The organism is Streptomyces sp. NBC_01520, assembly GCF_045040375.1.
Taxonomy (GTDB): domain Bacteria; phylum Actinomycetota; class Actinomycetes; order Streptomycetales; family Streptomycetaceae; genus Streptomyces.
This window is the reverse complement of sequence record NZ_CP109404.1, coordinates 3175196-3188680: the sequence shown is the minus strand read 5'-3', so window position 1 is coordinate 3188680 and position 13485 is coordinate 3175196. Positions and strand designations below refer to the sequence as shown.

7 protein-coding genes and 3 rRNA genes are annotated in these 13485 nt (G+C 64.3%); 5 read left to right on the top strand and 5 right to left on the bottom strand.

The genetic code is table 11. The annotated features are described in order from the left end of the window. Nucleotides 1-10: 10 nt before the first annotated feature. Nucleotides 11-628: a hypothetical protein gene (locus tag OG524_RS14370; RefSeq protein ID WP_405390424.1), complete on the top strand. Its 618-nt coding sequence runs from the start codon at nucleotides 11-13 to the stop codon at nucleotides 626-628. Here OG524_RS14370 and OG524_RS14365 read toward each other — a convergent pair. Then, on the bottom strand, nucleotides 625-1674 hold the full coding sequence (locus tag OG524_RS14365; protein ID WP_405390425.1) for an RDD family protein: 1050 nt from the start codon (nucleotides 1672-1674) through the stop codon (nucleotides 625-627). The two genes, OG524_RS14370 and OG524_RS14365, sit on opposite strands and share 4 nt — an antisense overlap. A 119-nt stretch (nucleotides 1675-1793) precedes the next feature. Between OG524_RS14365 and OG524_RS14360 the strand changes: the two genes are divergently transcribed. The 4 genes from OG524_RS14360 (at nucleotide 1794) to rrf (ending at nucleotide 8641) form a co-directional block, all read left to right on the top strand. Continuing rightward, nucleotides 1794-2801 (top strand): stage II sporulation protein M, encoded by a 1008-nt coding sequence (locus OG524_RS14360; RefSeq protein ID WP_405810515.1) that lies wholly within the window; start codon nucleotides 1794-1796, stop codon nucleotides 2799-2801. 693 nt (nucleotides 2802-3494) lie between these two features. Next, nucleotides 3495-5020: ribosomal RNA gene (locus OG524_RS14355) — 16S ribosomal RNA — on the top strand. A gap of 299 nt (nucleotides 5021-5319) precedes the next feature. Continuing rightward, nucleotides 5320-8445: ribosomal RNA gene (locus tag OG524_RS14350) — 23S ribosomal RNA — on the top strand. Nucleotides 8446-8524: 79 nt separating this feature from the next. Then, nucleotides 8525-8641, top strand: a 5S ribosomal RNA gene (gene rrf, locus OG524_RS14345). Together the 16S, 23S and 5S rRNA genes form the textbook arrangement of a ribosomal RNA operon. A 568-nt stretch (nucleotides 8642-9209) precedes the next feature. Here the strand turns inward: rrf and OG524_RS14340 are convergent. From OG524_RS14340 to OG524_RS14325, 4 genes are read right to left on the bottom strand one after another with little or no spacing between them, the layout of a single operon-like run. After that, the gene (locus OG524_RS14340) at nucleotides 9210-10523 is read right to left on the bottom strand and encodes a DUF58 domain-containing protein (RefSeq protein WP_405810513.1); all 1314 of its coding nucleotides are present in this window, start codon (nucleotides 10521-10523) and stop codon (nucleotides 9210-9212) included. 15 nt (nucleotides 10524-10538) lie between these two features. Further along, a complete protein-coding gene (locus OG524_RS14335) occupies nucleotides 10539-11558 on the bottom strand; it encodes an AAA family ATPase (protein WP_405390428.1) in 1020 nt (339 codons plus the stop codon). Then, nucleotides 11555-12793 carry a DUF4350 domain-containing protein gene (locus OG524_RS14330; protein WP_405390429.1) on the bottom strand — a complete coding sequence of 413 codons (1239 nt, stop codon included), beginning with the start codon at nucleotides 12791-12793 and terminating at the stop codon, nucleotides 11555-11557. The genes OG524_RS14335 and OG524_RS14330 overlap by 4 nt, the downstream gene beginning before the upstream one ends. After that, on the bottom strand, nucleotides 12790-13482 hold the full coding sequence (locus OG524_RS14325) for a DUF4129 domain-containing protein (RefSeq protein WP_405390430.1): 693 nt from the start codon (nucleotides 13480-13482) through the stop codon (nucleotides 12790-12792). Before OG524_RS14325 ends, OG524_RS14330 begins: the two co-directional genes overlap by 4 nt. Nucleotides 13483-13485: the final 3 nt, after the last annotated feature.

Sequence of the window (13485 nt, the reverse complement as noted above, 5' to 3'; positions counted from 1 at the left end):
GAAGGACCCCATGCCCCGCGGCCGTTATTCGCTCCACGACCTCCACGACCACACCCCCCTCGGCGAAGAACACTTCCACTGCGCCCCAGGCCCCTCCGGCTGGCGCTACGTCTCCCAGACGACGGCCCCCTCCGGCGCGCACCTGGGCTCCGTCGACCTGGCCCTGGACGAGCTCGGCCGCCCCATCCGCCTCGAACTGCACGCCTCGAGCTGGCAGATCCGTGGCGCCGCCCTCGACGGAGTCACCTGGGTACGGACCGATCCGACCGGTGCTCACGCCACCGAGGGCAATGTCCGCGCCCACACCTTCTCCGGCACGTCCCCCGCCTTCCTCGTCGCCACCGCCCGGCTCCTGCGCCTCACCCCCGATTCCCCCGCGACCCGCGTCCGTCTGGTCACCTTCACGGACCCGGTTCTCGCGCCCCGAACCGTCGACCAGTCCTGGGCCCTGGTGAACAGTGAAGCGCACGCCACTGACAACGGCCCCCTGATCGTGGACGAGTACCAGGTCAACGCGCTGGACACCGGGGAACAGCACGCGGTCCACCTGGCCGGGGACGTGGTCCTGGCAGCTCCCGGCATCGAGCTGGAGCACCTGGAATCACCGCCCTCACCCCCGGCGCACTAGGCGGGCGGAGCGAACCCGGTGGCACCCGGCCCCACGGGCCGGCCCGTCGGCGACGTACCGGCCCGGTGAGGATCGGACACCGGCGCGGTCACCGGTGCCGTGGGGGCGACGGCCGACGGCTTCGACGCGACGTCCGTGGCCGGCCGGACCGCCCAGGGCGAGCCTGCGGGCATCCCTCCGGGCACAGTTCCGGACGGTCCGCCCGGCACCACCATCCCTCCGGGGCCAACCGCGCCCGGCCACGTTCCTCCCTGGAGACCCGTGGACGCCGGCGTCTGCACGGCGTGGTTCCGGCCGACGGCAGCGGTCACCCGCCGCACATCCCTCGCCTGCCGCTCGTTCACCACAGCCGCCAGGTACGCGGCGGCGGGCACGCCCTGCGGTACGGGAACTCCCGTACGGGCGGCAAGGTCTCCGGACAGCCGTTCGGCGATCGACCAGCCCACGGCGCCGTCGAGCTGGTGCATCCGGGTCAGGTACTGGCGTATCGCCAGCCAGAGATCGTCCGGCACCGCCGACAGGTCCAGCTGCGCGAATCGTCCCACCAGCCAGGGAGGAGGCAGCGGCACGGCAACGGCACGCCCGGTCGGTACCCGCTCCCGTACGACGAGGGTTCCCGCGAACACGTCACCGAGTCGTCGGCCCCTGGCCGATACCAGGGAAGCGATACAGGCGACGACGCCGAACGTCCCCAGGATCTCGACCACGCCCATCGATCCCCGCACCAGCGCGTGCCGGAACCGGATCGGCCCGCCGTCGTCCCGCACCACGCGAAGTCCACAGGCCAGCTTCCCAAGCGAACGGCCGTGGCTGAGCGTCTCGACGGCGATGGGCCCGCCCACCAGCACAAGAAGGAAGGTGGCGACGGCGATCGCCGCACTCGCCGCCTCGTCGAGGCTCGCGGTCGCCACAGCCAGACCGATCGATATCAGAACAAAAACTGTCAAAACCACCGCAAGATCGATGGCGATCGCCAACGCCCGGCTCGGTAGCCTCGCCGGCTGCAACCCCAGTACGACCGCATCACCGGTCACGAGCTCATTCATCGTCGCCCACCCTTCGCCGCCCTTCCCTGCCCCTCGGGCCCACAGTCTGCCAAGCTGGCCCGCAGCGCGCCGCCGTAGTACGGACCCGTACGCACCCATGCCTGGAGCAGCAGCCGACCATGGATCTCGATGTCTTCGTGACCACCCACCGCACCGAGTGGGACCGCCTGGACCACCTTCTGCACCGAGGGCGGAGTCTGACCGGCGCGGAAGCGGATGAGCTCGTCGCTCTCTACCAGCGAACGGCCACGCACCTGTCCCTGATCCAGTCCAGCGCACCGGATCCTCTGCTGACCGCGCGCCTCACCCAGCTCGTGGCCCGCGCCCGTTCCACCGTGACCGGGACCCGCCGGGCTTCGTGGCGCGATGCCGCACGCTTCCTGACCGCCGGCTTTCCCGCGGCCGTCTACCGATCGAGGCACTGGTGGATACCCACGGCGGTGCTCTCCACGCTGCTTGCGGCAGTCATCGGCTGGTGGATCGGCACGCATCCGGAAGTCCAGGCGGCGATCGCCGCCCCGGAGGACCTGCGCAGCCTGACCCGGCCCGGCGGGGAGTACGAGACCTACTACTCCAGCCACCCGGCCGCGTCGTTCGCCGCCCAGGTCTGGACGAACAACGCCCAAGCCGCAGCGATGTGCCTGGTGCTGGGCGCGTTCCTCTGCCTGCCGGTGATCTGGATCCTTCTCCTCAACGTGTTCAACCTCGGTGTCGGCATCGGCCTGATGTCATCGGCCGGCCGTCTGGACACGTTCCTGGGCCTTGTCCTTCCGCACGGTCTGCTGGAGCTCACCGCCGTCTTCGTCGCAGCAGGCACCGGACTCCGCCTCGGCTGGACGGTCATCGACCCGGGGCCGCGCACCAGGCGCTCCGCCCTGGCCGAGCAAGGGCGAGCAGCTCTCGGCATGGCCATCGGTCTGGCCCTGGTCCTGTTCGTCTCCGGTGTCATTGAGGGCTTCGTGACCCCGTCGGGCCTTCCCACCTGGGCTCGGATCACCATCGGCATCGTGGCTGAGCTGGCCTTTCTCGCCTACGTCTACGTTCTCGGCGGGCGGGCCGCCAAGGCCGGCGACACAGGCGATCTCGATGTCGCGGAGCGCAGTGCGGAACTCCCCTCCGCCGCGTGACGGCCGATGTGCGTCCACGGCCGCTGACCTGCTAGTGTCTCCCTCGCCCACAAAAATTGTTGACACAGTCGGCGTGGGGAGGTATATTTTAACGGTTGCAGCGAACTGGACAGGTTCGGGTGCGAAAGTTAGAGTTTATTTCGCTCTTGCTGGGGACGGGATCCTCGCAGAGCCGATCGATTCTTCTCTTTGAATGAGCAGACACGCCGATTAGCTTCGGTCGAAATGCTTCTGATAAAGTCGAGTCAGCCGAAAGGTAAAGGCCGCTCCGCAGGCCGCTGGATTCAAATTCGGACCGGAAATGGAACGGAAAAGAGTCTGGTAGAGTCGGACTCGCCGGAAAGGGAAACGCGAAAGCGAAGAACTGGAAAGCGAAACCCGCTTCGACCGGGAATCGGACACGAAAGAGTCTGATAGAGTCGGAAACGCAAGAACGAAGGGAAGCGCCCGGAGGGCCCCGGTGAAACGGGACCGAAGGAAGCGTCCGTTCCTTGAGAACTCAACAGCGTGCCAAAAGTCAACGCCAGATATGTTGATACCCCGGCCTGCTTCGGCAGGTTGGTGGTTCCTTTGAAAAGTCCTGCTGGTCCTTCGGGTCTGGTAGGCAACAATAGCGAGGACGCTGTGAACGACCGGTCTTATTCCGATCTGGTCGTTCCGCTCTCGTGTTGTGATCCCGATTACGGGAAAACATTCACGGAGAGTTTGATCCTGGCTCAGGACGAACGCTGGCGGCGTGCTTAACACATGCAAGTCGAACGATGAAGCCTTTCGGGGTGGATTAGTGGCGAACGGGTGAGTAACACGTGGGCAATCTGCCCTTCACTCTGGGACAAGCCCTGGAAACGGGGTCTAATACCGGATAACACTCTGTCCCTCATGGGGTGGAGTTAAAAGCTCCGGCGGTGAAGGATGAGCCCGCGGCCTATCAGCTTGTTGGTGGGGTAATGGCCTACCAAGGCGACGACGGGTAGCCGGCCTGAGAGGGCGACCGGCCACACTGGGACTGAGACACGGCCCAGACTCCTACGGGAGGCAGCAGTGGGGAATATTGCACAATGGGCGAAAGCCTGATGCAGCGACGCCGCGTGAGGGATGACGGCCTTCGGGTTGTAAACCTCTTTCAGCAGGGAAGAAGCGAAAGTGACGGTACCTGCAGAAGAAGCGCCGGCTAACTACGTGCCAGCAGCCGCGGTAATACGTAGGGCGCAAGCGTTGTCCGGAATTATTGGGCGTAAAGAGCTCGTAGGCGGCTTGTCGCGTCGGATGTGAAAGCTCGGGGCTTAACCCCGAGTCTGCATTCGATACGGGCTAGCTAGAGTGTGGTAGGGGAGATCGGAATTCCTGGTGTAGCGGTGAAATGCGCAGATATCAGGAGGAACACCGGTGGCGAAGGCGGATCTCTGGGCCATTACTGACGCTGAGGAGCGAAAGCGTGGGGAGCGAACAGGATTAGATACCCTGGTAGTCCACGCCGTAAACGTTGGGAACTAGGTGTTGGCGACATTCCACGTCGTCGGTGCCGCAGCTAACGCATTAAGTTCCCCGCCTGGGGAGTACGGCCGCAAGGCTAAAACTCAAAGGAATTGACGGGGGCCCGCACAAGCAGCGGAGCATGTGGCTTAATTCGACGCAACGCGAAGAACCTTACCAAGGCTTGACATATACCGGAAAGCATCAGAGATGGTGCCCCCCTTGTGGTCGGTATACAGGTGGTGCATGGCTGTCGTCAGCTCGTGTCGTGAGATGTTGGGTTAAGTCCCGCAACGAGCGCAACCCTTGTTCTGTGTTGCCAGCATGCCCTTCGGGGTGATGGGGACTCACAGGAGACTGCCGGGGTCAACTCGGAGGAAGGTGGGGACGACGTCAAGTCATCATGCCCCTTATGTCTTGGGCTGCACACGTGCTACAATGGCCGGTACAATGAGCTGCGATGCCGCGAGGCGGAGCGAATCTCAAAAAGCCGGTCTCAGTTCGGATTGGGGTCTGCAACTCGACCCCATGAAGTCGGAGTTGCTAGTAATCGCAGATCAGCATTGCTGCGGTGAATACGTTCCCGGGCCTTGTACACACCGCCCGTCACGTCACGAAAGTCGGTAACACCCGAAGCCGGTGGCCCAACCCCTTGTGGGAGGGAGCTGTCGAAGGTGGGACTGGCGATTGGGACGAAGTCGTAACAAGGTAGCCGTACCGGAAGGTGCGGCTGGATCACCTCCTTTCTAAGGAGCATCTAGATTCCGCAAGGAGTCCAGAGACCATTACGTCGGCAAATGTTCGACGGTGGTTGCTCATGGGTGGAACGTTGACTATTCGGCACGACAGGTTGTTTTCGTGAGTACTGCTTCGGCGTGGAAAGTGAAGGGGATCGGTCGGGTCGGGCACGCTGTTGGGTATCTGAAGGTGCGGGCTTTTTTAGTCTGGATCTTCGGTTGCCGGCCCCAGTGCACTCACCTGTAAGGGTGGGGTGATGGGTGGCTGGTCGTTGTTTGAGAACTGCACAGTGGACGCGAGCATCTGTGGCCAAGTTTTTAAGGGCGCACGGTGGATGCCTTGGCACCAGGAACCGATGAAGGACGTGGGAGGCCACGATAGTCCCCGGGGAGCTGTCAACCAAGCTTTGATCCGGGGGTTTCCGAATGGGGAAACCCGGCAGTCGTCATGGGCTGTCACCCGCTGCTGAACACATAGGCAGTGTGGAGGGAACGCGGGGAAGTGAAACATCTCAGTACCCGCAGGAAGAGAAAACAACCGTGATTCCGGGAGTAGTGGCGAGCGAAACTGGATGAGGCCAAACCGTATGTGTGTGATACCCGGCAGGGGTTGCGCATACGGGGTTGTGGGATCTCTCTTTCATAGTCTGCCGGCTGTGAGACGAGTCAGAAACCGTTGGTGTAGGCGAAGGACATGCGAAAGGTCCGGCGTAGAGGGTAAGACCCCCGTAGCTGAAACATCAACGGCTCGTTTGAGAGACACCCAAGTAGCACGGGGCCCGAGAAATCCCGTGTGAATCTGGCGGGACCACCCGCTAAGCCTAAATATTCCCTGGTGACCGATAGCGGATAGTACCGTGAGGGAATGGTGAAAAGTACCGCGGGAGCGGAGTGAAATAGTACCTGAAACCGTGTGCCTACAAGCCGTGGGAGCGTCGCTGTATGTGCTTGCATATGCAGTCGTGACTGCGTGCCTTTTGAAGAATGAGCCTGCGAGTTAGCGGTGTGTAGCGAGGTTAACCCGTGTGGGGAAGCCGTAGCGAAAGCGAGTCCGAATAGGGCGATTGAGTTGCACGCTCTAGACCCGAAGCGGAGTGATCTAGCCATGGGCAGGTTGAAGCGGAGGTAAGACTTCGTGGAGGACCGAACCCACCAGGGTTGAAAACCTGGGGGATGACCTGTGGTTAGGGGTGAAAGGCCAATCAAACTCCGTGATAGCTGGTTCTCCCCGAAATGCATTTAGGTGCAGCGTCGTGTGTTTCTTGCCGGAGGTAGAGCACTGGATAGGCGATGGGCCCTACCGGGTTACTGACCTTAGCCAAACTCCGAATGCCGGTAAGTGAGAGCACGGCAGTGAGACTGTGGGGGATAAGCTCCATGGTCGAGAGGGAAACAGCCCAGAGCATCGACTAAGGCCCCTAAGCGTACGCTAAGTGGGAAAGGATGTGGAGTCGCAGAGACAACCAGGAGGTTGGCTTAGAAGCAGCCACCCTTGAAAGAGTGCGTAATAGCTCACTGGTCAAGTGATTCCGCGCCGACAATGTAGCGGGGCTCAAGCGTACCGCCGAAGTCGTGTCATTCGTACACATATCCCCAACGGGAGTATGGATGGGTAGGGGAGCGTCGTGTGCCGGGTGAAGCAGCCGCGGAAGCGAGTTGTGGACGGTTCACGAGTGAGAATGCAGGCATGAGTAGCGATACACACGTGAGAAACGTGTGCGCCGATTGACTAAGGGTTCCTGGGTCAAGCTGATCTGCCCAGGGTAAGTCGGGACCTAAGGCGAGGCCGACAGGCGTAGTCGATGGACAACCGGTTGATATTCCGGTACCCGCTTTGAAACGCCCAATACTGAATCAGGCGATGCTAAGTCCGTGAAGCCGGCCTGATCTCTTCGGAGTTGAGGGTAGTGGTGGAGCCGATGAACCAGACTTGTATTAGGTAAGCGATGGGGTGACGCAGGAAGGTAGTCCAGCCCGGGCGGTGGTAGTTCCCGGGGTAAGGGTGTAGGCCGTGTGGTAGGTAAATCCGTCACACGTTAAGGCTGAGACCTGATGCCGAGCCGATTGTGGTGAAGTGGATGATCCTATGCTGTCGAGAAAAGCCTCTAGCGAGTTTCATGGCGGCCCGTACCCTAAACCGACTCAGGTAGTCAGGTAGAGAATACCGAGGCGTTCGGGTGAACTATGGTTAAGGAACTCGGCAAAATGCCCCCGTAACTTCGGGAGAAGGGGGGCCATCACTGGTGATTGGATTTACTCCATGAGCTGGGGGTGGCCGCAGAGACCAGCGAGAAGCGACTGTTTACTAAAAACACAGGTCCGTGCGAAGCCGTAAGGCGATGTATACGGACTGACGCCTGCCCGGTGCTGGAACGTTAAGGGGACCGGTTAGTGCACTTTCGGGTGTGCGAAGCTGAGAACTTAAGCGCCAGTAAACGGCGGTGGTAACTATAACCATCCTAAGGTAGCGAAATTCCTTGTCGGGTAAGTTCCGACCTGCACGAATGGCGTAACGACTTCTCGACTGTCTCAACCATAGGCCCGGTGAAATTGCACTACGAGTAAAGATGCTCGTTTCGCGCAGCAGGACGGAAAGACCCCGGGACCTTTACTATAGTTTGATATTGGTGTTCGGTTCGGCTTGTGTAGGATAGGTGGGAGACTTTGAAGCGGCCACGCCAGTGGTTGTGGAGTCGTCGTTGAAATACCACTCTGGTCGTGCTGGATGTCTAACCTGGGTCCGTGATCCGGATCAGGGACAGTGTCTGATGGGTAGTTTAACTGGGGCGGTTGCCTCCTAAAGAGTAACGGAGGCGCCCAAAGGTTCCCTCAGCCTGGTTGGCAATCAGGTGTTGAGTGTAAGTGCACAAGGGAGCTTGACTGTGAGACCGACGGGTCGAGCAGGGACGAAAGTCGGGACTAGTGATCCGGCAGTGGCTTGTGGAAGCGCTGTCGCTCAACGGATAAAAGGTACCCCGGGGATAACAGGCTGATCTTCCCCAAGAGTCCATATCGACGGGATGGTTTGGCACCTCGATGTCGGCTCGTCGCATCCTGGGGCTGGAGTCGGTCCCAAGGGTTGGGCTGTTCGCCCATTAAAGCGGTACGCGAGCTGGGTTTAGAACGTCGTGAGACAGTTCGGTCCCTATCCGCTGTGCGCGTAGGAATATTGAGAAGGGCTGTCCCTAGTACGAGAGGACCGGGACGGACGAACCTCTGGTGTGCCAGTTGTCCTGCCAAGGGCATGGCTGGTTGGCTACGTTCGGAAAGGATAACCGCTGAAAGCATCTAAGCGGGAAGCCTGCTTCGAGATGAGTATTCCCACCACCTTGAGTGGTTAAGGCTCCCAGTAGACGACTGGGTTGATAGGCCAGATGTGGAAGCCCGGTAACGGGTGGAGCTGACTGGTACTAATAGGCCGAGGGCTTGTCCTCAGTTGCTCGCGTCCACTGTGTTAGTTCTGAAATAACGAACGGCTGTGTTTATGTCCGGTGTTGGTTAATTTCATAGTGTTTCGGTGGTCATTGCGTTAGGGAAACGCCCGGTTACATTCCGAACCCGGAAGCTAAGCCTTTCAGCGCCGATGGTACTGCAGGGGGGACCCTGTGGGAGAGTAGGACGCCGCCGAACAATTATTCCGGGAAAGCCCCGTGCCCTTGTGGCACGGGGCTTTTCTGCGTTCACAACCCGTTCCGATCGCCAACTCTGGGGCGGCCGCACTCGGCCCGTTCATTCAGTGGAAGCCGGCTTGACCTCATCAGCCGAATCCACGAGGAATCCGGGAACCGGCAGACCGGTCCGTGCGAACTGCGCGAGCACCCGGTGCTCGCCCTCAATAGCTCCGAGGTGCCGCCAAAGGCCGCCATAGGTCACCGGGCCGGACGGCCTCGTCCTCCATTTCGTGTAGCGCAGCCAGGCACTACTGCGGGTCCTGGTCCAGGGCCACATGCGGGAAGGCCTCCAGCGGCCTTGTCCGCCATGCCGACGCGCGCAGACCTCATCAGGGTCCAGCCCGAACCCCTCCGCCCACGTCCGTCAGACCTGTCACTGATTGGCGAGGGCGTCGATCAACGCGCTGTCGACATCGAACAGAACATATCGCTGGTTGGTTGGTCGGGCAGGTCCGGGCTGATCAGGTGTCATTCATGTGGATCAGCCCGGAACGAGCAGCCGCGACGAACCCGGATCGGAGACAGACCTAGAGCCGGCCGGCCGCCTTCAACGCAAGATATGCGTCAGCCACGGCCGGAGCGAGGTCGTGAGGAGCTGCATCGACGACCACGACATCGTGGCGGCGGAGCTGATCCGCGGTACGGCGACGCTGATCCTTGGTCTGCGTGCCCGCCGCGGCCTCGTACACCGCGTCCGCGGTGCCCCGCGTACGCGTCATCGCCTCGACATGAGGGTCCGCGACCGCGGCCACGAGCACCGTGTGGCGCTGGGTGAGTTGCGGAAGCACAGGGAGCAGCCCCTCCTCGATGGGAGCGGCGTCCAGTCCTGTGAACAGGACGATCAGGGAACGGCGGGGAGCACTCGCCAGCATTGCCGTGCTGAGACCGCGTGCGTCGGTCTCCACGAGCTCGGGTTCCAGCGGGGCCAGGGCTCCGACGATCGTCGACAGGACATCGCCTGCGGCAGCCCTGCCCTGTACCTGGGCCCGGACCCTCCGGTCGTAGGCGAGGAGGTTCACACGGTCGCCCGCACGCGTGGCGAGAGCGGTGAGGAGCAGGGTCGCGTCCATCGCCGCGTCGAGACGCGGCACGTCGCCGACTCGCCCGGCCGACGTACGGCCAGTGTCCAGGACGATGAGGATGTGGCGGTCCCGCTCGGGGCGCCACGTGCGGACGGCGACGGCGGACTGACGAGCGGTGGCGCGCCAGTCGATGGAGCGGGTGTCGTCGCCCGGCACGTAGGCCCGCAGACTGTCGAACTCGGTGCCTTCGCCACGGGTGAGCACGCTGGTGCGGCCGTCGAGTTCGCGGAGCCTGGCCAGCCGCGAGGGCAGATGCTTGCGGCTCGTGAAGGGAGGCAGCACCCGGACCGTCCAGGGCACATGGTGGTTCCCCTGGCGGGCCGCGAGACCCAGCGGTCCGAAGGAACGGACGGTGATGCGCTCGGCCCAGCGGTCACCCCGCCGGGCCGGACGGAGAAATGTGGTGAGGCGGCGGCGTTCGCCGGCAGGCACGGTGAACGCATGCCGGGACGCTGTGCGTTCGGCTTCCGTCGTCCAACTGCTGGGGGGCCAGGCATCACGCAGGTGCGCGCGGAGACGGCGGCGCGAAGGATTGGTCACGGTGAGTTGCACTTCTGCAGAGTCACCGAGTCGAACGGATGTATCACCGGATCGGGTGAACTGCAGCGTACGCACTGGCGCTGCCAGGGCGTAGTCGCACAGAATTGCCAGTGAGAGGGGGACGTTGACCGCGAGCATGCCTGTCCAGCTCGGGGCCAGGATGCCTACGGGGAGTGACCCCAGGGCGGCCAGCAGTGCCGTTCGTCCGGTGAGGGCCATGGTCTGGTCACCGCCTCATCGGGGGACGGGTACGTGGGCGAGGACGGCGGTGATGACGGAGTCGGCGGTGACTCCTTCCATCTCGGCTTCTGGCCGCAGCTGGATACGGTGACGGAGTGTGGGGAGCGCGAGGGCCTTCACATCGTCCGGTGTGACGTAGTCCCGGCCGGTCAGCCAGGCCCACGCACGTGCGGTGGAGAGCAGTGCGGTGGCTCCTCGGGGGGAGGCGCCGAGAGTGAGCGAGGGGGATTCACGCGTGGCACGGCAGATATCGACGACATAGGCGGCGATATCGGGTGAGACCGAGGTCTTGGCGACGGCGGCGCGGGCGGCTTCCAGGTCCGCGGGACCGGCGACGGGGCGTATGCCCGCCGCCTTGAGGTCACGCGGGTTGAACCCATCCGCGTGGCGTGTGAGGACATTGATCTCGTCCTCGCGCGTGGGCAGAGGGACCGTCAGTTTGAGGAGGAAGCGGTCCAACTGGGCTTCGGGCAGAGGGTAGGTGCCCTCGTACTCGACGGGGTTCTGGGTGGCTGCGACCAGGAAGGGATCCGGGAGCGCGCGGGGGGTTCCGTCAACGGTGACCTGGCGTTCCTCCATGGCTTCCAGCAGGGAGGACTGAGTCTTGGGAGGGGTGCGGTTGATCTCGTCCGCGATCAGGAGGTTGGTGAACACCGGGCCGGGCTGGAAGGAGAACTCAGCGGTTCGGGCGTCGTAGACGAGTGAGCCGGTGACGTCGCTCGGCATCAGGTCGGGGGTGAACTGGACGCGCTTGGTGCCCAGTTCGAGTGAGGCTGCAAGGGCGCGGACCAGGAGGGTCTTGGCGACTCCGGGGACGCCTTCTAGCAGGACATGGCCCCGGCAGAGCAGCGCGACGACGAGTCCGGTGACAGCAGGGTCCTGACCGACGACTGCCTTGGCGATCTCGGAACGCAGAGCTTCCAGGGATGCACGGGAGCTGTCGGCAAGCACGGGGGCGGTCGGGGTCCCTGCGGTCGCTGCAGGCACGGCGGGCTCCGGGGTCGGGGCGCTCATGAAGTGCGTACCTCTCTTTCGAGGGCGTCGAGTTGGGCGGTCAGAAGAACGAGTGCGGCGTCATCGGCCGGAGCCGGGCCGAAGAGCAGGGTGGGGAGATCGCCGTCCGGGGCGGTGAGGCGCGCGGAGACAGCGGGGAGGAGGACCTCGGAGGACTGCGCATCGCGGGGGGACACCCCGAGAAGGGGTGCGATGCGGACGCGTGTGGCGGAGCGCAGCGTGGTGGCGGCGCGGTCGCGGGCGTTGGCCTTGCGGTAGAGGCGGGCTCGGCCTTCGGTGGATTCGGAGGCGCGGATGGCCACGGGGAGCCGTTCGGTGACCAGCGGTCCCAGTCGGCGTGCGCGCCAGATGGCGGCGAGGGCAGCGGCGAGCGTGAGTTGGAGGGCGCCCCAGAGCCAGCCGGAGGGAATGAGGTCGATGAACCCGCTCTCTCCCTCGGTGTCTTCCTCGCTGGCGTCGTCGCCGCTCTCCCCGGCCGGGTTGCCTTCGGTGGCCGAGGGATCGGTGAGCGAGGGGAGGTACCAGACGAGATGCGGGCGGGAGCCGAGGAGTTGCAGGGCGAGGGAGGCGTTGCCCTGCTGGTCGAGACGGTCGTTGTACAGGATGTCGGGGGAGCCGAGCAGGATGGTGTCGCCTGTTGCGGGTCCAGGGAGGACCAGGAGGGAGGGGAGCCCGTCATGGGGGTAGCAGGCGGTCGCTCCGCGTACGTCCGTGGAGTAACGGATGCCACCGGTGTCGGCCGTACCCGCGGTGCGCGCGGCGGGAAGCTCGCAGCGCGCGGGGCGTGCGGCCACGGGGACGGACGGTTCGGCGTTCGCGCCCGGGGCCAGCAGGTCCACGGCCGCCGCATCGGGGGCGAGCAGAACGGTGCGGCCGGCGGAGCTGTCGGTGGCCGCGCGGAGGTGCAGCCGCTGGTAGGCGGTGAGGACGTTGGGTCCCGCGACGAGAAGGGTGGTGTCGGGTCCTGTCGCGTCGGCGGCCGCGTCGAGCGTGGTCACGACATCCACGGAGACGCTGCGGTCCTTGAGGAGCTCGGCGACGGCTCGGCTGCCGTACGGGTCGGCGGAGCGGGGGTCGAGGCGGCCGTGCTGTCCGCCGGAGTTGACGGCGGCCATGGTGATACCGGCGATGACGAGGACGAGGACGGCGAGCAGCAGCCCCTGGGCGCGCTGCCAGACCTGGCGCGGGGTGCGCGAGGTCGAAGTGCCGGTGGGAGCGGTCGTGGTCCCGGTCATCCGGAGGCCCCTCGGATCTGGCCTGTCGTCAGCAGGGGTTTGGCGGCATCGAGGTCCAGGTCGAGTGTGCACAGGCTCAGATACGTGGCCTCGTCGGCGGTGCGGCCACCGTATGTGACGTCGTCGAACGTCCGGGCGGCGGTGCGTAGACGGGTGGCGTGCGCGGGCAGGAGCCGGCCGGCTTCGGCGGCTGCCTCGTCCGCGGTGCGTCCGGGACGTGGGTCGAGCACGGCGCGGTCCTCGAGGGAGCGTACGACGGCGCGCATGCGTTCCTGGACGGCTTCGGTCCAGCGGTGGGCGTCGGCATGGGTCTCGGCTGCGGCACGATGCGCGTCGGCGCTGCGGACGGTGGCCCCGAAGAGGGTCTCCGCCGCACGCACGGTGCGCTGCGGGGTGCCGAGCCGCCACCAGAGGGCGGCACCCAGGCCGAGGACGACCAGGGCGAGTACGAGCAGTCCGAGCGGGCCGCCGGGGGCGGACCCGGCGGCGCCGTCGAAGAGGTCGCCGACCCATCCCCAGAAGCGGTCGAGGCCGCGCTGGAGAAGGTTCGGATCGTTTTCGTGGTACTTCGGATCGGACAGTTCGTTCTCTGCCGCTTCACGGGCGGGGACGCGTGAGACGTCCACGGGTATGTCGTCGCCCGCCCGGATGAGTCGTCGTGCTGCTGTGGTGCCCCCCGCCCCCGTCACCGC

Coding starts and splice junctions, on each gene's coding strand:
- OG524_RS14370 (WP_405390424.1), top strand. CDS start 11: ATGCCCCGCGGCCGTTATTCGCTCCACGACCTCCACGACCACACCCCC.
- OG524_RS14365 (WP_405390425.1), bottom strand. CDS start 1,674: ATGAATGAGCTCGTGACCGGTGATGCGGTCGTACTGGGGTTGCAGCCG.
- OG524_RS14360 (WP_405810515.1), top strand. CDS start 1,794: ATGGATCTCGATGTCTTCGTGACCACCCACCGCACCGAGTGGGACCGC.
- OG524_RS14340 (WP_405810513.1), bottom strand. CDS start 10,523: ATGGCCCTCACCGGACGAACGGCACTGCTGGCCGCCCTGGGGTCACTC.
- OG524_RS14335 (WP_405390428.1), bottom strand. CDS start 11,558: ATGAGCGCCCCGACCCCGGAGCCCGCCGTGCCTGCAGCGACCGCAGGG.
- OG524_RS14330 (WP_405390429.1), bottom strand. CDS start 12,793: ATGACCGGGACCACGACCGCTCCCACCGGCACTTCGACCTCGCGCACC.